This is a genomic window from Pseudomonas sp. Sample_20 (genome assembly GCF_004307585.1).
GTDB lineage: Bacteria > Pseudomonadota > Gammaproteobacteria > Pseudomonadales > Pseudomonadaceae > Aquipseudomonas > Aquipseudomonas atacamensis.
The window spans coordinates 19547-43114 of record NZ_RCOA01000121.1 but is presented as its reverse complement, the minus strand read 5'-3'; the positions used below and the strand labels follow the sequence as shown (position 1 = coordinate 43114).

General features: G+C 55.3%; 19 protein-coding genes. All 19 read left to right on the top strand.

The features are described 5' to 3' along the window. On the top strand, nucleotides 1–306 hold a 306-nt coding region (locus tag D8U70_RS23610; protein WP_130929866.1), incomplete at its 5' end, for an ACT domain-containing protein. Nucleotides 307–318: 12 nt separating this feature from the next. Beyond that, nucleotides 319–1431, top strand: a complete 1113-nt coding sequence (hisC, locus tag D8U70_RS23605; RefSeq protein WP_130929865.1) for a histidinol-phosphate transaminase — start codon at nucleotides 319–321, stop codon at nucleotides 1429–1431. A gap of 28 nt (nucleotides 1432–1459) precedes the next feature. Then, complete coding sequence (locus D8U70_RS23600) at nucleotides 1460–3667, top strand: bifunctional prephenate dehydrogenase/3-phosphoshikimate 1-carboxyvinyltransferase (protein ID WP_241664686.1); 2208 nt, start codon at nucleotides 1460–1462, stop codon at nucleotides 3665–3667. Continuing rightward, nucleotides 3664–4353 carry a (d)CMP kinase gene (gene cmk / locus D8U70_RS23595; RefSeq protein WP_024013869.1) on the top strand — a complete coding sequence of 230 codons (690 nt, stop codon included), beginning with the start codon at nucleotides 3664–3666 and terminating at the stop codon, nucleotides 4351–4353. The genes D8U70_RS23600 and cmk overlap by 4 nt, the downstream gene beginning before the upstream one ends. A gap of 119 nt (nucleotides 4354–4472) precedes the next feature. Next, nucleotides 4473–6158: a 30S ribosomal protein S1 gene (rpsA, locus tag D8U70_RS23590; RefSeq protein ID WP_016770920.1), complete on the top strand. Its 1686-nt coding sequence runs from the start codon at nucleotides 4473–4475 to the stop codon at nucleotides 6156–6158. Between the two features lie 192 nt (nucleotides 6159–6350). Then, on the top strand, nucleotides 6351–6629 hold the full coding sequence (locus tag D8U70_RS23585; RefSeq protein WP_130929863.1) for a hypothetical protein: 279 nt from the start codon (nucleotides 6351–6353) through the stop codon (nucleotides 6627–6629). A gap of 152 nt (nucleotides 6630–6781) precedes the next feature. Then, the gene (gene ihfB / locus D8U70_RS23580; protein WP_007950920.1) at nucleotides 6782–7078 is read left to right on the top strand and encodes an integration host factor subunit beta; all 297 of its coding nucleotides are present in this window, start codon (nucleotides 6782–6784) and stop codon (nucleotides 7076–7078) included. A 30-nt stretch (nucleotides 7079–7108) separates the two neighbouring features. Next, nucleotides 7109–7348 (top strand): LapA family protein, encoded by a 240-nt coding sequence (locus tag D8U70_RS23575; RefSeq protein WP_130929862.1) that lies wholly within the window; start codon nucleotides 7109–7111, stop codon nucleotides 7346–7348. A 224-nt stretch (nucleotides 7349–7572) separates the two neighbouring features. Next, nucleotides 7573–8649 (top strand): dTDP-glucose 4,6-dehydratase, encoded by a 1077-nt coding sequence (gene rfbB / locus D8U70_RS23570; RefSeq protein WP_130929861.1) that lies wholly within the window; start codon nucleotides 7573–7575, stop codon nucleotides 8647–8649. Continuing rightward, nucleotides 8646–9539: a dTDP-4-dehydrorhamnose reductase gene (gene rfbD / locus D8U70_RS23565; protein WP_130929860.1), complete on the top strand. Its 894-nt coding sequence runs from the start codon at nucleotides 8646–8648 to the stop codon at nucleotides 9537–9539. Before rfbB ends, rfbD begins: the two co-directional genes overlap by 4 nt. Continuing rightward, on the top strand, nucleotides 9536–10426 hold the full coding sequence (gene rfbA, locus D8U70_RS23560; protein ID WP_130929859.1) for a glucose-1-phosphate thymidylyltransferase RfbA: 891 nt from the start codon (nucleotides 9536–9538) through the stop codon (nucleotides 10424–10426). The genes rfbD and rfbA overlap by 4 nt, the downstream gene beginning before the upstream one ends. 54 nt (nucleotides 10427–10480) lie before the next feature. Further along, entirely contained in the window at nucleotides 10481–11404 is a 924-nt protein-coding gene (locus D8U70_RS23555) for a glycosyltransferase (protein WP_130929858.1), read from the top strand. Further along, nucleotides 11401–12363 (top strand): SDR family oxidoreductase, encoded by a 963-nt coding sequence (locus tag D8U70_RS23550; RefSeq protein ID WP_130929857.1) that lies wholly within the window; start codon nucleotides 11401–11403, stop codon nucleotides 12361–12363. The genes D8U70_RS23555 and D8U70_RS23550 overlap by 4 nt, the downstream gene beginning before the upstream one ends. After that, entirely contained in the window at nucleotides 12360–13379 is a 1020-nt protein-coding gene (locus D8U70_RS23545) for a glycosyltransferase family 4 protein (protein ID WP_130929856.1), read from the top strand. Before D8U70_RS23550 ends, D8U70_RS23545 begins: the two co-directional genes overlap by 4 nt. Before the next feature lie 437 nt (nucleotides 13380–13816). Beyond that, the gene (locus D8U70_RS23540; RefSeq protein ID WP_130929868.1) at nucleotides 13817–14644 is read left to right on the top strand and encodes an ABC transporter permease; all 828 of its coding nucleotides are present in this window, start codon (nucleotides 13817–13819) and stop codon (nucleotides 14642–14644) included. Beyond that, nucleotides 14634–16052: an ABC transporter ATP-binding protein gene (locus tag D8U70_RS23535; protein WP_130929855.1), complete on the top strand. Its 1419-nt coding sequence runs from the start codon at nucleotides 14634–14636 to the stop codon at nucleotides 16050–16052. The genes D8U70_RS23540 and D8U70_RS23535 overlap by 11 nt, the downstream gene beginning before the upstream one ends. A gap of 11 nt (nucleotides 16053–16063) precedes the next feature. Beyond that, the gene (locus D8U70_RS23530; RefSeq protein WP_130929854.1) at nucleotides 16064–18487 is read left to right on the top strand and encodes a methyltransferase domain-containing protein; all 2424 of its coding nucleotides are present in this window, start codon (nucleotides 16064–16066) and stop codon (nucleotides 18485–18487) included. Then, nucleotides 18484–22302, top strand: a complete 3819-nt coding sequence (locus D8U70_RS23525; protein WP_130929853.1) for a glycosyltransferase — start codon at nucleotides 18484–18486, stop codon at nucleotides 22300–22302. The genes D8U70_RS23530 and D8U70_RS23525 overlap by 4 nt, the downstream gene beginning before the upstream one ends. Continuing rightward, on the top strand, nucleotides 22303–23559 hold the full coding sequence (locus D8U70_RS23520) for a hypothetical protein (RefSeq protein ID WP_206663055.1): 1257 nt from the start codon (nucleotides 22303–22305) through the stop codon (nucleotides 23557–23559). Nucleotides 23560–23568 lie beyond the last annotated feature (9 nt).

Below are 23568 nucleotides of genomic sequence, written 5' to 3'. Positions count from 1 at the left end.
ACGCGCTTCCTGATGATCGGTAACCAGGAAGTGCCGCCGACCGGCGACGACAAGACCTCGATCATCGTGTCGATGAGCAACAAGCCCGGCGCGCTGCATGAGCTGCTGGTGCCGTTCCACGACAATGGCATCGACCTGACCCGCATCGAAACCCGTCCGTCGCGCAGCGGCAAATGGACCTACGTGTTCTTCATCGACTTCGTCGGCCACCACCGTGATCCGTTGATCAAAGGTGTGCTGGAAAAGATCAGTCAGGAAGCAGTAGCACTCAAAGTGCTGGGTTCCTACCCGAAAGCAGTTCTCTAAGGGCGGTAGCAAATGAGTGGCAACTTCCTCGCTCTGGCACAGCCGGGCGTGCAACAACTTTCGCCGTACGTTCCGGGCAAGCCTGTGGACGAACTGGCGCGCGAGCTGGATCTGGATCCGGCAAAAATCGTCAAACTGGCGAGCAACGAAAACCCATTGGGCGCCAGCCCGAAGGCATTGGCGGCGATCCGCGAAGAGCTGGCCGAGCTGACCCGCTACCCGGACGGCAATGGTTTCGCCCTGAAATCGATGCTCGCCGAGCAGTGCCGCGTCGAGCTGAATCAGGTCACGCTGGGTAATGGCTCAAACGACATTCTTGAGCTGGTTGCGCGTGCCTATCTGGCGCCGGGCCTGAATGCGGTGTTCAGTGAGCACGCTTTCGCTGTGTATCCGATTGCTACCCAAGCCGTTGGCGCACAAGCCAAAGTCGTTCCTGCCAAGGATTGGGGGCACGATCTGCCGGCGATGCTCGCAGCCATAGATGCCGATACCCGCGTGGTGTTTATCGCCAACCCGAACAACCCGACCGGCACCTGGTTCGGCGCAGAAGCGCTGGGCGAGTTCCTGCAGGACGTTCCCGAGCATGTGCTGGTAGTCCTCGACGAGGCTTACATCGAGTACGCCGAAGGCAGTGATTTGCCGGACGGTCTCGACTTCCTCGCCGCATACCCGAACCTGCTGGTGTCGCGCACCTTCTCCAAGGCCTATGGTCTGGCCGCGCTGCGCGTCGGTTATGGCTTGTCGACGCCTGTGGTGGCGGACGTGCTGAACCGTGTTCGCCAGCCGTTCAATGTCAACAGCCTCGCCCTGGCGGCGGCGTGTGCAGCGCTGAAGGACGAGGAATATCTGGCGCAAAGCCGTCAGCTCAACGAAGCCGGCATGCAGCAGTTGCAGGCGGGCTTCCGTGAGCTGGGACTGAGCTGGATCGAGTCCAAAGGCAACTTCATCTGCGTCGATCTCGGCCAGGTCGCGGCGCCAATTTTCCAGGGCCTGCTGCGCGAAGGCGTGATCGTGCGTCCGGTGGCCAATTACGGCATGCCGAACCACCTGCGGGTGACCATCGGTCTGCCGGCAGAAAACAGCCGTTTCCTCGAAGCGCTGCGCAAGGTTCTGGCTCGTGGTTGATGTCACTGCGCTGCAACCTGCTGCACCTATGATCGGTCGCCTCGTGGTGGTCGGTCTGGGGTTGATCGGTGGTTCGTTTGCCAAGGGTTTGCGTGAAAGCGGCCTGTGCCGTGAAGTGGTCGGCGTTGATCTCGACCCGCAATCGCGCAAGCTCGCGGTCGAATTGGGTGTGGTCGATCGCTGCGAAGACGACTTGGCGGCGGCTTGCGTCGGTGCTGACGTGATTCAGCTGGCGGTGCCGATTCTGGCCATGGAAAAGCTGCTCGCGCGTCTGGCTGTCATGGACCTGGGGCAGGCGATTCTTACGGATGTCGGCAGCGCCAAAGGCAACGTAGTGCGCGCGGCGACCGAAGCGTTCGGCGGCATGCCGGCGCGTTTCGTCCCCGGGCACCCGATTGCCGGTTCCGAGCAGAGCGGGGTGGAAGCCTCGAATGCCGAGCTGTTCCGCCGGCACAAGGTGATCCTGACGCCGCTCGAGCAGACCGATCCTGCCGCGCTGGCGCTGGTTGATCGTCTCTGGCGCGAACTGGGCGCCGATGTCGAGCACATGCAGGTCGAGCGTCACGACGAAGTGCTGGCCGCGACCAGTCATTTGCCGCATCTGCTGGCCTTCGGTCTGGTCGATTCGTTGGCCAAGCGCAATGAAAATCTGGAGATCTTCCGTTACGCTGCGGGCGGTTTCCGCGATTTCACGAGAATCGCCGGAAGCGACCCGGTCATGTGGCACGACATCTTCCTCGCCAACCGCGAGGCTGTCCTGCGCACACTCGATACATTTCGCAGCGACCTCGACGCCTTGCGCGACGCGGTCGATGCAGGGGATGGGCACCAATTGTTGGGCGTTTTCACGCGCGCCCGGGTTGCCCGCGAGCATTTCAGTAAAATCCTGGCCCGCAGGGCCTATGTGGACGCTATGAATTCCAACGATCTGATCTTCCTGGCTCAACCTGGTGGCCGCCTGTCCGGTCGGATTCGCGTACCGGGTGACAAATCGATTTCCCACCGTTCGATCATGCTCGGCTCGCTGGCCGAAGGCGTCACCGAAGTCGAAGGCTTTCTCGAGGGCGAAGACGCCCTGGCGACCTTGCAGGCGTTTCGCGACATGGGCGTGGTCATCGAAGGCCCGCACCACGGCCGCGTGACCATTCACGGTGTCGGCCTGCACGGCCTTAAACCTGCGCCGGGCCCGATCTACCTGGGCAACTCCGGCACCTCGATGCGTCTGCTCTCTGGCCTGCTGGCGGCGCAGAACTTCGACAGCACCTTGACCGGCGACGCTTCGCTGTCCAAGCGTCCGATGAATCGCGTGGCTAATCCTCTGCGAGAAATGGGCGCTGTGATCGAAACCGCTGCCGAAGGTCGTCCACCGATGACCATTCGCGGTGGCCACAAGCTCAAGGGCTTGACCTACACCATGCCGATGGCCAGTGCCCAGGTGAAATCCTGCCTGCTGCTTGCCGGTCTCTACGCTGAAGGCAAGACCACGGTGACCGAGCCGGCACCGACCCGCGATCACACCGAGCGCATGCTGCGTGGTTTCGGCTACCCGGTCAGCGTCGACGGCGCCACGGCTTCGGTCGAGTCCGGCGGCAAGCTCACCGCGACTCACATCGAAGTGCCGGGCGATATTTCGTCGTCGGCGTTCTTCCTGGTCGCGGCCTCGATTGCCGAGGGTTCCGAGCTGGTGCTCGAGCACGTCGGCATCAACCCGACCCGTACTGGCGTGATCGATATCCTGCGTCTGATGGGCGCCGATATCACTCTGGAAAACCAGCGTGAAGTCGGCGGCGAGCCAGTTGCTGACTTGCGCGTGCGCGCAGCTAAACTCAAAGGTATCGAGATTCCGGAGGAACTGGTGCCGCTGGCCATCGACGAATTCCCGGTACTGTTCGTCGCGGCTGCGTGCGCCGAAGGGCGTACCGTGCTGACCGGCGCCGAAGAGCTGCGAGTCAAGGAATCCGACCGGATTCAGGTCATGGCGGACGGCTTGCTGGCGCTGGGCGTCAAGTGTGAACCGACCCCGGACGGCATCATCATCGACGGCGGCCAGATCGGCGGCGGTGAAGTGCACGGTCACGGCGACCACCGTATCGCCATGGCCTTCAGCGTTGCCTCGTTGCGCGCTACCGCACCGATCCGCATCCATGATTGCGCCAACGTCGCGACCTCGTTCCCCAACTTCCTCTCGTTGTGCGGGCAAGTCGGCATTCGTGTGGCACAAGAGGCTCAGTCGTGAAAAACATTGCACCGGTCATCACCATCGATGGGCCAAGCGGCTCCGGCAAAGGCACGGTTGCCGGGATTCTGGCCAAGCGTCTGGGCTGGAACCTGCTGGATTCCGGTGCGCTTTATCGCTTGCTCGCGTTTGCTGCGCACAACCATGGCGTCGACCTGACCAATGAAGAGCTGCTGAAGACATTGGCCGCTCATCTGGATGTGCAATTCATCGCCGCGACCGAAGGTCAGCTGCAGCGGATCATTCTCGAAGGCGACGAAGTCAGCGATGTCATTCGCACCGAAAGCGTCGGTTCCGGCGCCTCGCAAGTGGCTGCGCTGCCCGCCGTGCGCGAGGCGCTGCTGCAGCGCCAGCGTGCGTTCCAGGAAGCGCCGGGGCTGGTGGCCGACGGCCGCGACATGGGTACGGTGGTATTTCCGGATGCACCGCTGAAGATTTTCCTCACCGCCAGTGCCGAGGAGCGGGCGCGACGTCGATATTTGCAGTTGAAGGGCAAAGTCGAGGGTGTTAGTCTGTCGAGTCTGCTAGATGAGATCCGTGCACGCGATGAGCGTGACACCCAGCGCGCAGTAGCCCCGCTCAAGCCGGCGGCCGACGCGATTCAGCTGGATTCAACGGAGCTTTCCATCGATCAGGTGCTTGAACGCATCATGAGCGAGATCGCCATTCGCGATATCGCCGGGTGACCAAGAGGGCCGCAGGGGACCAGTCATAGTCCTGCGGTGCTTCTTTTAAATGAAACTAACCCACACCGTCTGGGGTGTGGAGATGGGCGTTTACTTCGCCCTCATCTACAGGAATTAAAATGAGCGAAAGCTTTGCGGAACTCTTTGAAGAAAGCCTGAAAACCCTGAACCTTCAGGCAGGCTCCATCATCACCGGTGTTATCGTTGATATCGATTACCAGGCTCGCTGGGTAACCGTTCACGCTGGTCTGAAGTCTGAAGCACTCATCCCGCTTGAGCAGTTCTACAACGATGCTGGCGAACTGAACATCAACGTTGGTGATGAAGTTCACGTTGCTCTGGATTCGGTTGAAGACGGCTTTGGCGAAACCAAGCTGTCCCGTGAAAAAGCCAAGCGCGCTGAATGCTGGATCGTTCTGGAAGCAGCCTTCGCAGCCGAGGAAGTGGTCAAGGGCGTTATCAACGGTAAGGTTAAAGGCGGCTTCACTGTCGACGTTAACGGCATCCGTGCGTTCCTGCCAGGTTCCCTGGTTGACGTCCGTCCAGTGCGCGACACCACGCACCTGGAAGGCAAAGAGCTGGAATTCAAGGTCATCAAGCTGGACCAGAAGCGCAACAACGTTGTCGTTTCCCGTCGCAGCGTCCTCGAAGCCGAGAACTCCGCCGAGCGTGAAGCTCTGCTGGAATCCCTGCAGGAAGGCCAGCAAGTCAAAGGTATCGTCAAAAACCTCACCGATTACGGCGCATTCGTCGATCTGGGTGGCGTGGACGGCCTGCTGCACATCACCGACATGGCCTGGAAGCGCATCAAGCATCCTTCCGAGATCGTCAACGTTGGTGACGAGATCGACGTCAAGGTTCTGAAATACGATCGCGAACGCAACCGTGTTTCCCTGGGCCTGAAGCAACTGGGCGAAGATCCATGGGTTGCTATCAAAGCCCGTTACCCAGAAGGCACTCGCGTTACCGCTCGTGTAACCAACCTGACCGACTACGGCTGCTTCGCTGAGCTGGAAGAAGGCGTTGAAGGTCTGGTACACGTTTCGGAAATGGACTGGACCAACAAGAACATCCACCCTTCGAAAGTCGTACAAGTCGGCGACGAAGTGGAAGTCATGGTTCTGGACATCGACGAAGAGCGTCGTCGTATCTCCCTGGGCATCAAGCAGTGCAAGTCGAACCCATGGGAAGACTTCTCTGGCCAGTTCAACAAGGGCGACAAGATCTCCGGCACCATCAAGTCGATCACCGATTTCGGTATCTTCATTGGTCTGGACGGCGGCATCGACGGTCTGGTTCACCTGTCCGACATCTCCTGGAACGAAGTGGGCGAAGAAGCCGTACGTCGTTTCAAGAAGGGCGACGAGCTGGACACCGTCATCCTGTCGGTTGACCCAGAGCGCGAGCGCATCTCCCTGGGCATCAAGCAACTGGAAAGCGATCCGTTCTCCGAGTACGTCTCGGTTAACGACAAGGGCGCTATCGTGACCGGTACCGTGAAAGAAGTTGACGCCAAAGGCGCCATCATCGTTCTGGCCGACGACATCGAAGCTACCCTGAAAGCCTCCGAAATCAGCCGTGACCGCGTTGAAGACGCGCGCAACGTTCTGAAAGAAGGCCAGGAAGTTGAAGCCAAGATCATCAGCGTTGACCGTAAGAGCCGCGTAATCCAGCTCTCGATCAAGTCGAAAGACGACGCTGAAGAGAAAGAAGCCATCCAGAGCCTGAAAGCAGCTCCGGAAGGCGAAGCAGCTGACACCACTATGGCGGCACTGCTGCGTCAAGCAATGGCCAAACAGAACTGAGTTCTGCTTGATCATTAAAAAGGGCGACTTCGGTCGCCCTTTTTTGTGTCTGCGATTTGGTCTTTGTACGTCCGTGCATGAAACCAATGGCTTCGCCTGCGGGTCTGTTTCTTTAATCGGATCAATCGCCTATTCGCGACTAAGCTTGATCTTGAGCATTAGTCGTCAGGCTTGCCTGGCATAAGGAAGTGGATGAACAAGTTACTTGTTGTTGCAGTGGTCTTGGCACTGGCAGGGTGCACCACCAGTGCGAAAACCCATGCGGTGCGCGGCGTCAGTGGTATCGAGGTCGATTGCTCCGGGTTGGGTTCCGGTTGGGAAGAGTGCCAGAAACGTGCAGCGAAGGAGTGTAAGGGCAAGGGCTATAAGGTCATTACCCGTTCTGACGATGCCAAAGATGAAGACGAATACCCGTTCGGCTTCAATCCCGCAGGCTTTGTAACCCGGACCATGCTGGTGATGTGTCGTTAAGTGAGCAGCGACCCGACTCGCTAGGGAATGCCCTGAAAATGGGCGTTTTGCCCCCGGGAAAGATATGTCAATCCCTGGGCTGTTCAAAATCATCCGGGCATGCTAAAACCTTTCAAGCGCTGATCTAGCTGCTTGAAAAAGAAGGGAAAAATATGACGAAGTCGGAGTTGATCGAACGAATTGTCACCCATCAAGGGCTACTCTCATCCAAGGATGTGGAGCTGGCCATCAAGACCATGCTTGAACAAATGTCTCAGTGCCTCGCCACAGGTGATCGTATCGAGATCCGTGGATTTGGCAGCTTCTCCCTGCACTACCGCGCACCGCGCGTCGGCCGTAATCCAAAGACCGGCCAGTCGGTAAGTCTGGACGGTAAATTCGTTCCGCATTTTAAGCCGGGCAAGGAATTGCGTGATCGCGTGAACGAGGAAGAGGAGGAGGGCGCTTGATCTTCGCTATTCAAATTCGAGGGCGCGTGAATGCGTAATCTGAAACGCATACTGGTTGGCGTTTTTCTTCTGCTGGTGGTTCTGGTTGTCCTAGCGTTTGTGCTGGAAAACCAGCAATCGGTTTCACTTTTGTTTCTGGGTTTTTCCGGCCCGCAGTTGCCGGTGTCGGTTGTTGCGGTGTTGGCGTTGCTGATCGGCATGCTCATCGGTCCAATTTTGGGCTGGTTTCTTGGACGTTCGTCCAGAGCTGCGCGCAAGCGACTGGTCTAAAGGCGACAGGCGCACGGCATCTGTCGAAATTGCGCATCAGCCTGTCTTTATCCATTAGTAAAACCATCATTAAGCTGTAAAATGCGTCCCTTGTTCGATCGTGCCTTATTTGCATGTCGATTCAGACTGACTCTGACGGATGCCAATTGATAGTGGCTTCTGCATTCATGGATTAGACCGCGCTCGCTGGCAGCGCCGTCCGCAGCTCAAGGGTATCGCTTCGCGTGAAAATTCTAGTTACCGGCGGCGCCGGCTTCATTGGCTCGGCAGTCATCCGTCACATCATCTCCAACACTGCCGATGCGGTCGTCAACGTCGATAAGTTGACTTACGCCGGCAACCTGGAGTCCCTGGCAGAAGTCAGCCAGAATTCGCGTTACGCCTTCGAGCGTGTCGATATCTGCGATCGTGATCAGATCGACCGCGTCCTGCGTGAACACCGACCTGATGCAATCATGCACCTGGCCGCAGAATCCCACGTTGACCGTTCGATCTCCGGCCCGTCCGAATTCATCCAGACCAACATCATTGGCACCTACACGCTGCTCGAAGCCGCGCGCCACTACTGGGCTGCGCTGGATGACACGCGCAAAGCCAACTTCCGCTTCCATCACATTTCGACTGACGAAGTTTACGGAGACCTCGAAGGTCCGGAAGACCTCTTCACCGAAACTACGCCTTACCAGCCAAGCTCGCCATACTCGGCCAGCAAGGCCAGCTCCGACCACCTGGTCCGTGCCTGGGCCCGCACTTACGGCCTGCCGACACTTGTCACCAACTGCTCGAACAACTACGGCCCATGCCACTTCCCTGAGAAACTGATCCCGCTGATCATTCTCAACGCGCTGGAAGGCAAACCGCTGCCGGTGTACGGCAAAGGCAACCAGGTTCGCGACTGGCTGTATGTCGAAGATCACGCACGCGCGCTATACAAAGTCGTCACCGAGGGCGTGATCGGCGAGACTTACAACATCGGCGGTCATAACGAAAAACAAAACATTGAGGTAGTGCATACCCTGTGTGCGTTGCTCGATGAGTTGCGTCCTGATTCGGCACATCGTCCGCATGCGAGCCTCATTACCTATGTTCAGGATCGTCCTGGGCATGACGTGCGTTATGCGATCGACGCGAGCAAGATTCAGCGTGAGCTGGGATGGACACCTGAAGAGACGTTTGAGACCGGCATCCGCAAGACGGTCGAATGGTATCTGAACAACACTGAGTGGGTTGAGCACGTAAAGAGCGGTAGCTACCAGCAGTGGATTGATCAGAACTACACAGATCGTACGAACAAGGCATGAAGATCCTTCTACTAGGCAAAAACGGCCAAGTGGGTTGGGAGTTGCAACGCTCCCTGGCTCCGCTTGGCGAACTGGTCGCTCTTGATCGTCACGTTGTTGATGGCCTCAGCGGTGATCTGTCGAATCTTGAATCCTTGCGTAAAACGATTCGTCAGATAAAGCCCGACGTTATAGTTAATGCTGCTGCCTATACGGCGGTCGACAAAGCTGAGTCGGAAACCGAGTTGGCGGATCGCGTGAATGGTCTTGCGAGTGGCGTGATGGCGGAAGAAGCCGCATCGCTGGGCGCATGGCTGGTTCACTACTCAACGGATTACGTCTTCAGTGGTCAAGGCGTCACGCCATGGCAGGAGACAGACGCCGTTGCGCCAGTGAATCATTACGGCTCCAGCAAGCTCGCCGGCGAGCAGGCGATTATCGCATCGGGTTGCAACCATCTGATCTTCCGCACCAGTTGGGTATACGGTGCTCGCGGCAATAACTTCGCCAAGACCATGCTGCGCTTGGCCAAAGATCGCGAAACGTTGAGCGTGATTGCAGATCAGATCGGTGCGCCGACCGGGGCTGATCTGATTGCAGACGTAACGGCGTTGGCTATCCAGCAAGTTACCAAGCAACCAGAATTAGCTGGCCTCTACCACTTGGCCGCTGCTGGCGAAGTGTCCTGGCATGGCTATGCGAGTCTCGTAATCGACTTCGCTAAAGCCCAAGGCGAGGAGTTGGCTGTGACAACGGTCAGTCCTATCGAAACGACTGCATATCCGACACCTGCACATCGCCCTCTGAACTCACGTTTGAATACTCAGAAGCTGCGCAACAATTTTTCTCTACACTTGCCGGATTGGCAAAGTGGTGTAACCCGAATGCTTAGGGAAGTTCTGAACAAATGACCACGACAAATCGTAAAGGCATCATTCTCGCCGGTGGTTCGGGCACCCGATTGCATCCGCTGACGTTAGGCGTCTCCAAGCAAATGCTGCCGATCTACGACAAGCCGATGATCTTTTATCCGCTGTCGGTTCTGATGTTGGCCGGCATGCGCGAGATTCTGATTATCTCCACGCCGGAAGACTTGCCTTGTTTCCGTAAGTTGTTGGGCGACGGCAGTGTGTACGGGATCAAGCTCTCCTACGCTGAACAGCCTAGCCCTGATGGCCTGGCGCAAGCGTTCATCATTGGCGACGAATTCATTGGCAATGATCCTTGCTGTTTGATTCTGGGAGACAACATCTTCTATGGTCAGCACTTCTCCGACAACCTGAGGGCGGCAAGCACTCAGGCGGAAGGGGCGACGGTGTTTGGTTATCACGTATCCGATCCGGAGCGTTTCGGTGTTGTTGAATTCGATGTTCAAGGGCGTGCCTTGAGTATCGAAGAGAAGCCGATGAAGCCGAAGTCCAACTACGCCGTGACGGGGTTGTACTTCTATGACAACCAAGTGGTCGATATTGCCAAAAGCATAAAACCCTCGGCTCGCGGGGAGTTGGAAATTACCGACATCAATCAGGCATACCTCGACAAAAAGATGCTCAATGTGGAAATGCTGGGTCGTGGTTTTGCGTGGCTGGACACGGGAACTCATGATTCGCTTCTTGAAGCCAGTCACTTCGTGCATACCATCGAGCAGCGTCAAGGTTTGAAAGTGGCGTGTCTGGAAGAGATCGCCTACCACAATGGCTGGATCACCGCGCGGCAATTGCGTGCTCAGGCTGATGCGTTGAAAAAGACCGGTTATGGGCAATATCTGCAGAAACTGCTGGACTCACCTTCACGCTGATTGGAAGGGAGACCCTTTCAAGATGAAGCGCTCAATCGGTGCAGCAGGGATTGCATGTCAGTAAAATATCCTCGAATTGCGGTTCTTCTGGCGGCCTATAACGGCATGCATTGGATCGAAGAGCAGTTGAGTTCGATCCTTGCTCAAGAAGGCGTTGATGTAACCGTTTATATCAGCATTGATCCTTCCACGGATGGCACAGAGATTTGGTGCGAACAGTATGCGAGCGATCATGGGTCTGTGATCGTTTTGCCGCCAGCTGGCGCTTTTGGTGGGGCGGCGCGAAACTTTTTCCGCTTGATCCGCGACGTCGATCTGGAGCGCTTCGACTTCGTGGCTTTTGCAGATCAGGATGATATATGGCGTCCAGGCAAGTTGGAGCGGGCGACAAGTGTCATTCGCGACCTCCACATTGATGCCTATTCCAGCAACGTCACGGCATTCTGGCCGAATGGCAGTACCCATCTACTGAACAAAGCTCAGCCGCAGGTTGATTGGGACTTTCTGTTCGAGGCTGCCGGGCCGGGATGCACTTATGTGATGAGCAGGAAGGTCATTGACGCGCTCAAATCCTCCATGATCGTCAATTGGAAGCAACTGCAGGATGTCAGTCTGCACGATTGGTACTGTTATGCCTTTGCTCGCAGTCATGGCTTCAGCTGGTATATCGATCCCGAGCCGTCCATGGAGTACCGCCAGCATCAGCGCAATCAGGTCGGCGCCAATAAGGGGCTCAGTTCCCTGATATCTCGTTACAAGACGATTCATGACGGATGGTGGTTCAATCAGGTTCAACTGATAGCTCGGTTGGTGGGGCGAGAAACCGATCCCTTTGTGCGCGGTTGGCTGAGTTTGCGCCGCACGCAACTATTGAGACTGTCATTCAGCGCTTGGCGCTGCCGCCGTCGGCGGCGTGACAAGATGTTCTTCTTTTGCATTTGCTGGGCAACCGCGCTCGTAGGAACGAAAGTCAAATGACGCCCCTGAATGTTTTAGTGACCGGGGCCAGTGGGTTTGTAGGTGAAGCTCTGGTTATGCATTTGTTGGTCGGCAGGCGTTTTTGTCCTGTGGCGGCCGCGCGAGGTCCTACTCGCTTGCAGGGGTTGTGTCGCGTGATGCCCTTCGATCTGACTCGCGCCGAAGTTTTGCCTGCTTTTGAGGGGGTCCAGGTTGTGGTTCATGCTGCGGCCCGGGTACACGTCATGCGTGAAGCGGCTGCGGATGCGCTGGCCGAGTTTCGTGATGTCAATGTGCAGGGAACGCTAAAGCTGGCCCGGCAGGCAGCGCATTCGGGTGTCAAGCGTTTCATTTTCATCAGCTCGATCAAGGTGAATGGAGAGAGTACTTCTGCGGGGAAGGCTTTCAGGGCTGATGATCTTCCATCTCCTATGGAACCCTATGGTATCTCCAAATACGAAGCCGAGGAGGCGTTGATCAAGCTTGGTCGCGAAACCGGTATGGAGATCGTCGTCATTCGTCCACCGCTGGTGTACGGTCCAGGCGTCAAGGCCAACTTCATGAGTATGTTGGGTTGGCTGCGTAAGGGAATTCCGCTGCCATTAGGGGGGCTGCGGAATCAGCGAAGCCTGGTGTCGATAGGGAATCTGATCAGCCTGATCGTTGCCTGTATCGATCATCCTGCTGCAGCTAATCAGGTTTTTCTCGTCAGTGATGGCGAGGATCTTTCTACCTCGCAGCTGTTGAGTCGATTGTCCCGGACATTCGGGAAGCGGGCGCGGTTGCTGCCGGTGCCTGAATGGTTGCTCAAGCTTGCCGCTTCAATGTTCGGAATGCAGGCGGTCGCGCAACGCTTGTGTGGCTCATTGCAGGTCGATATCGACAAGAATCGCGAATTGCTTGGATGGTTGCCACCCGTCAGCGTTGATCGTGCAATGCGGCAAACTGTTAATCACTTTTTGGATACCAGTGCTCAATGAATGTGTGGTGGCTGTTGGCGGCAGTATTTATTGTCTCTTGGGGGCTGACCTTCGTTTTGCGCCGTTACGCGCTGGCCAAGAGTTTGATGGATATTCCCAATGAACGTAGTTCTCACGTAGTCCCTACTCCTCGGGGAGGAGGGGTGGCGATCGTAATGTCCTTTGTTCTGGCTCTTCCTGCACTTTATGGTTCTGGATTGCTTGAGTTCAACCTGTTTTGCGGTTTACTTGGCTCTGGTCTGTTGGTGGCGTTGATCGGTTTTGCGGATGATCATGGGCATATCGCGGCCAGATGGCGATTGTTGGGACATTTTTTTGCTGCTATCTGGGCGTTGTACTGGATGGGAGGCATGGCGCCTGTTCCCATATTTGGCATGGGTATTCAACTGGGGTGGGCGGGAAGTGTGCTTGCAGCCATTTACCTCGTCTGGATGCTGAACTTATATAACTTCATGGATGGTATTGACGGAATTGCGAGTGTTCAGGCTATTTTTGTCTGTCTGGCAGGATGCGTGATTTCGTTGATGGCCGGAAATCACTCTGTACTTTTTGTGAGTTTGTTTTTGGCCAGTGCAGTGGCCGGTTTCCTGCTTTGGAACTTTCCTCCGGCCCGTATTTTCATGGGCGATGCCGGAAGTGGTTTTTTGGGTATGGTTCTGGGAATTCTTTCGCTTTATGTGGCGTGGAGTAACTCCGCATTGTTGTGGAGCTGGCTCATCCTCCTGTCCGTTTTTACAGTGGATTCAACTGTGACGTTGCTGAGAAGGCTGGTGCGAGGAGAGAAGATTTACCAGGCTCATCGAAGTCACGCTTATCAATACGCTGCGCGGCATTTTGCCAGTCACAAGGTCGTTACACTGGCTGTGACTTGTATAAATGTTTTCTGGGTATTTCCTATGGCGTCTCTGGTCGCAAAGGATTATCTGGATGGTATTACAGGTTTGCTCGTAACCTGTTTGCCGTTGATTTTTCTCGCGTTCAGCTTTAGTGCCGGGAAAGCTGAATTGCAGGTTTGAAACCTCTCGGAGCGCTTGTGGTTCGGGTCAAAGACAATGTGTCAGCTTTGACCCGCTGCCAGCCCTGCCATTGTCCGCTGAGGGCCAAACCTGTTAGGATTGCCGACTATTTTGATGCTGTGGATGCCCCATTCATCGGAGTTTTTATACGATGAATGACGGTTTATTTGTCGCTCGCATCGCAAAGGCGCGCATTGGAAACGTTTCGACGAGGTTGACCCTGTTGCTCATGAGTCTTGTCGTTAAAACTGTGGGGCGTTCGAATGTTGGTCAAGGAAGCTAATGTCGGTCACATTTTCTGCCCGGGGAAGATTCTCGCGCAGGGATGGTTTCAGGAACTCCCGATTCCGGAGTGTTTTCGTAGCGGTTGCCGCTGTTAACTTGCCTCGATGGTCGAAGAAAAAAATGAAATTGACAGAAAACACAAAGGGCTACGCATGAACCCGCACGCTGTTCGCTCAACATCCCCGATTACATTGTTTCGTTCTATCAGAAAAAATCGTGGTTTGATATATAGTCTGGTTAAAAGAGATATTGCCGGAAGATATAGTGGCTCTGTTCTGGGGTTGTTGTGGTCTTTTTTTAACCCTGTCCTTATGTTGGCTGTTTATACTTTTGTATTCAGTGTGGTGTTCAAGGCTCGTTGGGTTGGTGGAAGCGATTCAAAGGCTGAGTTTGCACTTGTGTTGTTTGCGGGTCTAATGGTTTTTAACTTGTTTTCAGAATGTATCAACCGCGCTCCAAGTTTGATCCTGTCGAATGTCAACTATGTTAAGAAAGTGATATTTCCATTAGAAATATTACCGATCGTGATGCTGGGATCTGCACTTTTTCACTTGATGGTGAACTTTTTGGTTTGGCTGGTTTTCTATGTGATCTTCTACGGTGTGCCTCATCTCGGCGTGCTGTTCTTCCCACTGGTACTTTTGCCGTTGGCCCTCATGACTCTCGGAGTCACTTGGTTCGTAGCTTCCCTCGGGGTATACCTGCGCGATGTGGCGCAGGTCATCAGTACGCTGGTACCGGTGCTGATGTTTTTGTCCCCGGTTTTTTACCCGCTGAAAAGCTTGCCCGAGCGCTTTCAGGCAGTAGTGCAAGTCAGTCCCATCACGGTCGCGGTCGAGCAAACGCGAGGTCTCATGTATTGGGGAGAATCCATGGACTGGCGGGTCTGGGGGCTCTATCTGTTGATCTCCTGTGCAATTGCATGGTTTGGTTTTGTTTGGTTCCAGAAGACACGAAAGGGGTTTGCAGATGTCCTCTGATGAGTACTCGATTCGCGTAAATGGTCTTGGTAAGTGCTACGAGATTTATGCCACGCCGCGTGACCGTTTGAAGCAGTTCATTATTCCTCCGATTCAACGGTTGGTAGGATGTGAACCGTCGTCGTTTTGTCGGGAGTACTGGGCTCTGGAGAACATTTCGTTCGACATTCGCAAAGGCGAGGCTTTTGGTATTGTCGGCCGCAACGGTAGCGGGAAAAGCACGCTTCTCCAGTTGATCACAGGAACCATCGCACCGACGGTAGGTACTGTTGAAACACGTGGCCGAGTAGCGGCACTGCTAGAGCTGGGGTCGGGTTTCAACCCCGAGTTCACCGGTCGGGACAACGTCTATCTCAATGCCATGTTGCTCGGTATGACCCATGATGAGGTCGACGAGCGCTTTGACAAAATTGCAGCCTTTGCCGATATCGGCGATTACCTCGATCAACCAGTCAAGACCTACTCCAGCGGCATGCTGGTACGTTTGGCTTTCGCAGTGCAGGTTCAAATCGAGCCTGACATTCTGATCGTCGACGAGGCGCTGGCTGTTGGTGATGCGCTGTTTCAGAAACGCTGTTTTGGCCGGATTGAAAAGCTGCTTTCCGATGGCGTGACTCTGTTGTTTGTATCCCATGATCAGGAGTCGGTTCGAACACTGACCAATCGTGCGATCCTACTCAAGGGGGGGCGGGAAGTTTCGATGGGTTCTGCCTCCCAGGTCCTGCTCGATTATCGCAAATTGCTGCATCAGGAGGAGTCGGATTATTTCTCCAAGTTGATGCAGCCTGCCGTAGAAACGGGACAGGCTTCGGCCTCCAAACCTGCCGATTCGAGCGCTTCCAGCGAAGCGGAAACCGCACCTGAGTCGAACGAATCCTCTGAGAAAAGCCAAGCGCGAGCTGTCTCTGGACGCGCTGATCAGATGTCCTTCGGAGACGGGGGCGTTGAAGTGGTGTCTGTCGGCACATTCGGCACCGATGATGAGCCGTGCGCGGTTTTCTACCCCGGCGACGTCATTCGGATTCGGGTCAACTGTATTTCACACATTGATACCGACAGCATCAATGTCGGTGTTCGTATCCGCAGTCGTGAAGGGATAAAAATATATTCGTGGGGCACTTTGAACCAGGATATGCAGATTCTCGCCGGACTGCGTGAGGGCGAGCTTTTCTGGAAGCGTCAGCTCAAGGCAGGAGAGCAATTCCATGTCTGGCTGGAATGCGATTGCTCTTTAGGTTCGAACCTCTACGAGATTCAGGCATCCATTTCCTACGAAGGCAAGCCTGACTACACCGCCCAAAGAATTTTGCACTGGAAAGATGAAGCAGCGTTTTTCCAGACACTGATGCGGCAGGATGAATACTTTTTCGGTGGAATATCCGACTTACATATGGCCGCCAGGTGGTAATGATGAGTCCAATGAATTCGATTGATTACAGCTTGCTCAACAACGATTACTGGAAAGCCGTCATTGCATCGGGTGAAAGCAATGGCGATTTTCGCGAGACATCCAGATGGGTCGCTAAAACCTGCGGTACTGGCTCGGTGTTGGATATCGGTTGCGGTCTGGGTGGACTGGTTTCAGAACTCCTGTCGTTGGGCATCAATGCAGCGGGGGTGGATGTTTCGCCCCTTGCCGTGGCAACTGCCAACAAACGCTTTCCTGATCGGTTCAGCCAGGGCTCCGTGGTATCGTTGCCGTTTGCTGACGGCCAGTTTGACACCGTAGTCTCCACTAACTGTCTGGAACATCTTGATCCTGAAGATGTGCCGCAAGCCTTGCGCGAGATGTACCGCGTATCAGCCCGGTACGTTTTTCTGCAGATAACGACATCTGCTGAAGCGGGCGAGCCTTCTCTGTTGACGACGGCCAAGCGTGACTGGTGGGAATCCCAGTGTTTCGAGGCCGGGTTTCGAAAGCATGAGTTGTACTACCAGATCAATCCTTATGAAGCATTGAACGAAGACGGACGGCAGATATTCGTATTGCTGGAGAAGGTGCCTGCCGAGGCGCTGCGCCACTACGATTTGTCGGTTCTGGTTGAAGAGCGGCTGCTCCATACGGACATGCTGCGTGAAGTTGGGCGACGCGGTGACGCGCACTGTATTCGCTATCAGAAGGCCGCCGAGTTCGTGCGCCCGGGCGATCGTGTGCTGGACGTTGCGTGCGGCCTTGGTTATGGCAGTTACCTGTTGTACGCAGCTTCGCAGGCCAAATCGGTATTGGGCGTTGACCTGAGTGATTTTGGTATCGCTTATGCGAATGCCCATTACGGTCGCCCTGGCAAGGTCGAGTTCGAGGTTGGTGACGCTCAGGCGCTCAGTTCGATTGCAGACAATAGCATCGACTTCATTGCCGCATTCGAAACCATCGAGCATGTTCCCGAGCCAATGGAGTATCTGCTCCAGTTGAAACGCGTGCTCAAGCCGGGTGGTCGCGTGATGGTCTGCGCCCCGAATAACTGGGCGGACGAAACCGGTAAAGATCCTAACCCGCACCATCTGCATGTTTATACCTGGGATCGGCTGGTAGAGGAGTGCGGTACGCATTTCCTGCTGGAGCAAGGCATGTTGCAGACGGCGGGCGGTGCCATGAAGTGCCACCATTCCCCGCGTAAGTGGGAGACTGTACCGGTCGATCGCACTCCGGAACAGGAAGCGGAGTGGATACTGCTGTTGGGTATGGCCGATCCGCTTGAAGGGGGGGCGGTGCCGTACGAGGAAACTCAATGGCAACTGCCGGACTCGCCAGAGTTCTCGGTCAGTGCATTTGCCCGCGACTACCAGAATCCATGGCTGGTACGGGGAATGGTAGCTCAGGGCCAGCGCGCGCGTTCGGCGTCGTTGTTGCAGTCGATGCAGGATCGGGTATTGGCCACGGCTGCCCCGGATTCGGTCGATTACGGTGCAGCGCTGTGCGGAAAGGTCTATACCCAGTCCCAGGTGGATGAACTGCCCATCGAGCGCTACCAGGCGCTTTTGGCCGAAGTTCGACGCTTCGCTGCAATTGCCAATCCGTCGCCACACCAGTTGCGCTGGCAGGTCTCCTTGCTCTTTGCCGGTGGTGAGCTTGCACGGCTCCACGGACGCTTTGAGGATGCTATCGAGTGTTTCACTGCGTGTGCCAGCATAGATGTGCTGGCTTACAGCCCACTGCTGGGCAACAAGGTCGTCGATGCATTGCACTGGTTGTCGGAGCTTGCCGTCGCTCGCGGCGATGAGCCCGCTGCACGGACCTATCTGGTTCGCGCGGTAGCCGAGGTACAACGTCTTGTCAGCGGCACATGGCTGAATATCAGCGGTGATCCTCAGTCGCCACTGCCCTTTGGTCTGGCAGAAGCAGCTCAGTTGCTTGATAAAGCGTCGCGAGCCGCTTACATGCTTTCCGTTTTGGACAGCGTTGCGCTTCGCCCTGGCTTGGTTTACCAGGAATCCAGCGGCTTCTTCGAGCGTCAGCTCGTCGAGCATGACCAGAAACTCACCGACGTAAGCAACTCCGTCAGTAGCCTTATGGCAGCACTGGAAGAGAAAGATTCCGCGTGCCGGGGGCTGGTTGAGCAAATCAACACGCTGGAAAGCCGAACTCACGAGCTGGCTCGCGAAGTCGTTGCGCAAGACAAACATGCCCAAAGTCTTGCTCAGGAGGTAATGAGACTGGATGCGCATGCTCAGAGTCTTGCTCAGGAAGTCATCAAACAAGATGCCCATGCCCAGATGCTTTTAGGCGAAGTTGCCAAAAGAGATGCAGAAGTCGTTCGTCTGTTGGCTCAAGGCAGCCAGGGTTCGTTGCAGCCTTTATGGAAAAGAGTCCTGCGTGGGATTGAGCGGAGAGTTAGGAAATGAGTAACAAAATCACGAAAACCGGGATTGTCATTGTTTCCTACAATGCCTCCGAAGCAGTCAGGATCACGTTGGCGAGCATGCGACGTGCCTTTAACGAGGCTGCCTGCAAGGTAATACTGGTCGATAACGCTTCGGAGTCTGGCGAGCGCGACAAGATTCGCGAAGCGATGTCTCATCATATTGCTGAAGTGGGACCCTCGTGGCGCTATGTTGAGCAAGATACCAATCTGGGTTTTTCCGGCGGGAACAACGTCGGTATTTCCGAGTTTCTTGCCGACGAAGAAATTACTCATATCTGTTTGCTCAACAGCGACGTCATCGTTACGGATTTCTGGCTGGACAATCTGCTGGCAAGCGGGTCGGACCTTATCAGTGCGGTCACTAACAAGGCTGACGGCGAACAATGTGTTCCTGTGGACTATCAGTTGGAGTTTGCTGAGTGCCTGGATCATCGAACAGAGACTCTTCACTATAAGGTATATCAGCGCGTTGCCAATTTTGCCGAGCGCTGGAGAACAGCCTGGAGAGGCAATCTGGTGGAAACGGACGTAACGTTCTTTTGCGTTCTGGTGTCCAAGGCGGCCTTTGAAAAAATCGGTCTGCTTGACGATACGTTCTTCCCGGGCGGATTTGAAGATGACGATTATTGCCTGCGCGCACGTAACGCTGGTTACGAAATTCATTTGGCGCGAGATGTGTTTATCCACCACTGGGGATCGGCATCGTTTGGCCAGTTGCAATATCAGTATTTCAGCGAGCGAGCGCAGCGCAACAAGGCATACCTGGAACAAAAGCACGGCATAACCTGGCGTCGACGTCCTGAGAAGCCGATCGTCTCTTTTGCAATGGATGTCGAATTCGCGCTGTCGCATCAAGAGCTGCTTTCTTTGCAAGCCCCTTTTTTTGAGCTGTACGTAGACAATCTAGGCAAACAGATCAGCTACTTTGAGTCGGAATTCAGCAAACTGACTGAGGCGTTGGCAGCTCAGGGGCGTGTTGTGCCTGAGGCGCTCCTGAGGGCGGTATCTTCTGCACGTTCCTATGGGGATTTGATCTCGCTCTGGGATAAGGTCGTCGCGCGTATTCAGTCTGCATCGACGGGTGGGGTCGTAGGCGCCGACGAGGCCGCTGCGCTCAAAACGGATCTTGGAACCATCGCGACCGGGGTCTATGAGCGAGTGGATTGCAATTTCGCCATCCACACGTTCATCACCTCCCCAGCCGAGGACGGTACCAGCGGCGTCGACCTCCCGCCGCCGGCCACTTCTGCGGCGTTTTCTGCACGCCCTGAAACCCGCCTGGGTCGTTTGCTTTGGTTCGTGCGCCGCAGCCTGGGTTTCATTCTGAAGTTTGATGGCATCGTCTTCTTTGGCGGGTATTTCTACCCTGAGCGTCAAAGCGATGGTTACTTTCAGCGTATTCAGATTGTCGATCGCATGTTTGCTGATCGGTGGCGCGTCTATGTTGAAAGTGACGAGCTGAAGGGGCGCAACATTTGGTTTGATCGGCCTGAGCCTAATGTGCTGGTGCTGCGAATCAATGGTTCCAAGAAGCGCAGAATGCTCGTGCGCATGCTGGCCCTGATGGCCGTTCTGCGTTGCCGGAAGATTTACTTCCACAGTGTGTTGCGTATGTATGACAACCGCTTCGGCAAACTCATGCATCTGCCTTTCATTCGCAAGGCTATAGATATTCACGGTGTGGTGCCTGAAGAATTCCGTATGCACAACGATTTCTTCAGTGCTGTTCTTTACGAGAAAGAGGAGCGGCTTGCCGTAGAGAAGGCCGGTATCGTCATCGTTGTAACCGAAGCGATGAAGAACTATCTCCAGCAGAAGTTTCGAGGAGCACTGAAAGCACGTTCGGTTTCTTTCCCGATCTTCCCTCGCTTCACGCCGACACATGCAACCCGTCCGCTTATCGACGGCAAGCCGGTCGTGGTTTATGCGGGTGGCCTGCACAAGTGGCAGCAAGTTCCAAAGATGATTGATGCAATCATACGCACTGCCGACCGGTGCAATCACCGCTTTTATTGCCCGGAGCCTCAGATTGTCAAAGACATGCTGCCGTCAGAGTTGTTGGGGTCTGTGGTTGTCGAGGGTAAAACCCACGCTGAACTGATGACGCTTTATCCGCAGTGCCACTACGGGTTTATCCTTCGGGAAGACATCATCGTCAACCGTGCGGCCTGTCCGACGAAGCTCGTTGAATACCTTGCAATGGGTATCGTGCCGATCGTCGACTGCGAAGACATTGGTGATTTCAAGACGTTGGGGATGCACTACATCACTCTGGAGAACTTCCTCGTCGGCAGTTTGCCTGATGAAGCAGAGCGAGTGGCGTTGGCAGAAGCGAACCTTTCGGTTTACGAGCGTTTGAAGGAAGTGCGCCAGACGGGCGCCGACCAGATCTTTGCCTATTTCACGCCGCCGGTTCTTGACTCGCGCAAGCAGAATACGCGAAAAGTAAATGTGCGCCAGTTCGTTGCCGACATCGCGCGGCGTGTGCTGCCTGCGGGCACCCTCCATGGGCATGCTGCACGCAAGGTCTGGCGTGTTCTGCGTCCAATCCTGGGAAAGTCGCGGCCGCTTGTCCAGACAGTCGACCTTAACCCTGCGTACGAAGTTGTGCATGAAACTCTGCCGACCTGTGACGTCCTGGTTCAAGTTGATAACTTTGAGGCTGGCGGCCTGGAAAATGTTGTACTTGATCTCAACGACACAATGATCAAGGCCGGGCTGCGTGTTGTGCTGCTTGTTCAGGGCACTCAAGGCGCGGCGGTCCAACGGGCCCGCGATACAGGTCAGATGGTGGTGTGCCGTCCTTACTCGGCGCAATCCCTTGGCGAGATGATCGACCAGTTGCAACCCAAACTTGTCTTGGCTCATTACTCGTTTAGTGGTGCAGATGTCTACCGAGATAAAGGCATCGGGTTCGTGCAGGTCATTCACAATATTTACATGTGGTTCAACGATCAGCAGCGTCAGGAGTTTGCTTCAGTAGCGAAGAAGACAAGTGCTTTTGTTGCGGTATCGCAGCAAGTGAAGGATTACAGCGTTTCTCGTCTGGGCGTGCCCGCACAGAGCTGCGTGGTCATTCCTAACGGCATTGATTTCAAGCCATTCGACGAGCTGGACCGGGACACCGCACGTGCTCGCCTGCGTGCGCAGTACGGTATTGCTGACGATGAATTTGCATTCATCGACATTGGCTCGATCAATCACCAGAAAAATCATCTGGGCGTCATCAAGGCGCTCGAGATTGCGGCACGCTCGACTGATAAACTTCGCCTGTTCATTCTGGGGCCAGTCTACGAGCCGCAGTTGCTCGCCGAGATGCTCGCCTATGTCGAAGCGCAAGGTTTGCAGGAACGTGTCACATATTGCGGCTCTGCGACCGATGTTCATGAATACCTGGCCATGGCTGATGCTTTTACTTCAGCGACCTTTTTCGAAGGCGGGCCACTGACTTTGCTTGAGGCGATCAAAGCGAATATTCCGGTTGCCATGTCCAATGTTGGCTGTGCCTCTCACTTTGCAAAGCATGCTGGTATTGAGCTTGTCGATCCTGTTTATGACATGGCGCAATTCACCGGAAGCGTTACTGAGATGCGCTCCAACGCGCAGTTTGAACAGCGTCTGGCCGAGGCCATGTTGCGTGTCCTGAACAATGGCGTTCGTCCGCAATTCTCGGAACGTGAGCTTGAAGGGCTCGACAAAGAGCGTACTTACCAAAGTTACGTGAAACTCGTTCAGCAACTGATCGGTGGTCAAACACTTCAGGTGAGTGAACCTCTCGCGATGAAGCTCGGTTAAATGGCCAATCGTTCAAGTATTTCAGTGCACTCACTGGCTCGCCGTTGTTTCTGGTTGTTGCCGGCTACCTTGCGTAACCGGCTGCACGGTGTTCGGCATGCGATTGTTCGATGGCTGCGCAGCCGTAGCGTGCGAACTTCGATCCGAACCGGAGACCTGACAGGCGCCGAGTTTCAGAGCCAAGTGCTGAACGCAGCCAGCTATCGTCTTGTCATCATTTTCGAAGCGAATGTCGACTGGGGGATAACGCTGTTTCAACGTCCACATCACATGGCAATGGCACTGGGTCGTCTCAATTGTCTGGTTGTCTTTCAGACAACGGGTGATGACGTTCTGGGCTTCAGGCAAGTGGCCGAAAATGTATGGGTCGCCAATGATGAGGCGGTCAATGCCATTCCTGGTGCGGTGCGGTGCTTCTACAGTACTTCACTTCTGGCCACTCGTGAGGCGATGGCGGTTGCACGCACTCGGGGCCGGGTGGTCTACGAATATATCGACCATATAGATGCCTCCATTTCCGGTGGCAAGGGCGCCATCCGTCGACTGCTTGATCTGAAAGCTGCGGCGTTTGAAGGGGAGGCCGATGTCATTATCTCCTCGGCTACGGCTCTCCAAAAGGAGGCGCTGGCAGCCTGCGGGGAAAGGCGTTGCGTTTGCGTCCCCAACGGCGTAGACGTGTCACATTATCGTGCTGCAAAACAAGACGTCTCTGTCACCCAGGCACTCACCCAATTCAGAGATCGGTACAGGCACATCGTCGGCTACTTTGGTGCCATTGCCCCATGGCTTTGGTATGAAATGGTAGAGCAGGTTTGCGCCGGGATGCCGGATGTGGGGTTCGTGTTTATCGGCCCGGACTACAGCGGTTGCGTCCCATTGTTGCCGCAGCGCGCGAATGTGCTTTATCTTGGTCCGGTCAATTATGCCCAGTTACCTGCGTCCGCCCGCTTGTTTGACGCCTGCTTCATTCCGTTCAAGCCTGGCGATGTCGCGCGCTCTACATCTCCTCTGAAACTTTATGAGTACTTTGCGCTTGAGAAACCGGTTGTTGTGACTGCCGATATGAACGAGTGCACGGTTTATCCAGAGGTTTTCTCCGGTGGCGACGCTGCCGGGCTCACGGTGGCGATCCGCCAAGCCCTCAACGTCTGCAACGATCAGGCGTATCGTGAGCGGCTACGTACCTTGGCTGATCAGAACAGCTGGGACGTTAGAGCGGCAGTCTATGCAGACAAGCTCCAAAATCTCGAAAGCTAATAACTGATT

Coding starts and splice junctions, on each gene's coding strand:
- hisC (WP_130929865.1), top strand. CDS start 319: ATGAGTGGCAACTTCCTCGCTCTGGCACAGCCGGGCGTGCAACAACTT.
- D8U70_RS23600 (WP_241664686.1), top strand. CDS start 1,460: ATGATCGGTCGCCTCGTGGTGGTCGGTCTGGGGTTGATCGGTGGTTCG.
- rpsA (WP_016770920.1), top strand. CDS start 4,473: ATGAGCGAAAGCTTTGCGGAACTCTTTGAAGAAAGCCTGAAAACCCTG.
- D8U70_RS23585 (WP_130929863.1), top strand. CDS start 6,351: ATGAACAAGTTACTTGTTGTTGCAGTGGTCTTGGCACTGGCAGGGTGC.
- ihfB (WP_007950920.1), top strand. CDS start 6,782: ATGACGAAGTCGGAGTTGATCGAACGAATTGTCACCCATCAAGGGCTA.
- D8U70_RS23575 (WP_130929862.1), top strand. CDS start 7,109: ATGCGTAATCTGAAACGCATACTGGTTGGCGTTTTTCTTCTGCTGGTG.
- rfbD (WP_130929860.1), top strand. CDS start 8,646: ATGAAGATCCTTCTACTAGGCAAAAACGGCCAAGTGGGTTGGGAGTTG.
- rfbA (WP_130929859.1), top strand. CDS start 9,536: ATGACCACGACAAATCGTAAAGGCATCATTCTCGCCGGTGGTTCGGGC.
- D8U70_RS23555 (WP_130929858.1), top strand. CDS start 10,481: ATGTCAGTAAAATATCCTCGAATTGCGGTTCTTCTGGCGGCCTATAAC.
- D8U70_RS23550 (WP_130929857.1), top strand. CDS start 11,401: ATGACGCCCCTGAATGTTTTAGTGACCGGGGCCAGTGGGTTTGTAGGT.
- D8U70_RS23545 (WP_130929856.1), top strand. CDS start 12,360: ATGAATGTGTGGTGGCTGTTGGCGGCAGTATTTATTGTCTCTTGGGGG.
- D8U70_RS23540 (WP_130929868.1), top strand. CDS start 13,817: ATGAACCCGCACGCTGTTCGCTCAACATCCCCGATTACATTGTTTCGT.
- D8U70_RS23535 (WP_130929855.1), top strand. CDS start 14,634: ATGTCCTCTGATGAGTACTCGATTCGCGTAAATGGTCTTGGTAAGTGC.
- D8U70_RS23530 (WP_130929854.1), top strand. CDS start 16,064: ATGAATTCGATTGATTACAGCTTGCTCAACAACGATTACTGGAAAGCC.
- D8U70_RS23525 (WP_130929853.1), top strand. CDS start 18,484: ATGAGTAACAAAATCACGAAAACCGGGATTGTCATTGTTTCCTACAAT.
- D8U70_RS23520 (WP_206663055.1), top strand. CDS start 22,303: ATGGCCAATCGTTCAAGTATTTCAGTGCACTCACTGGCTCGCCGTTGT.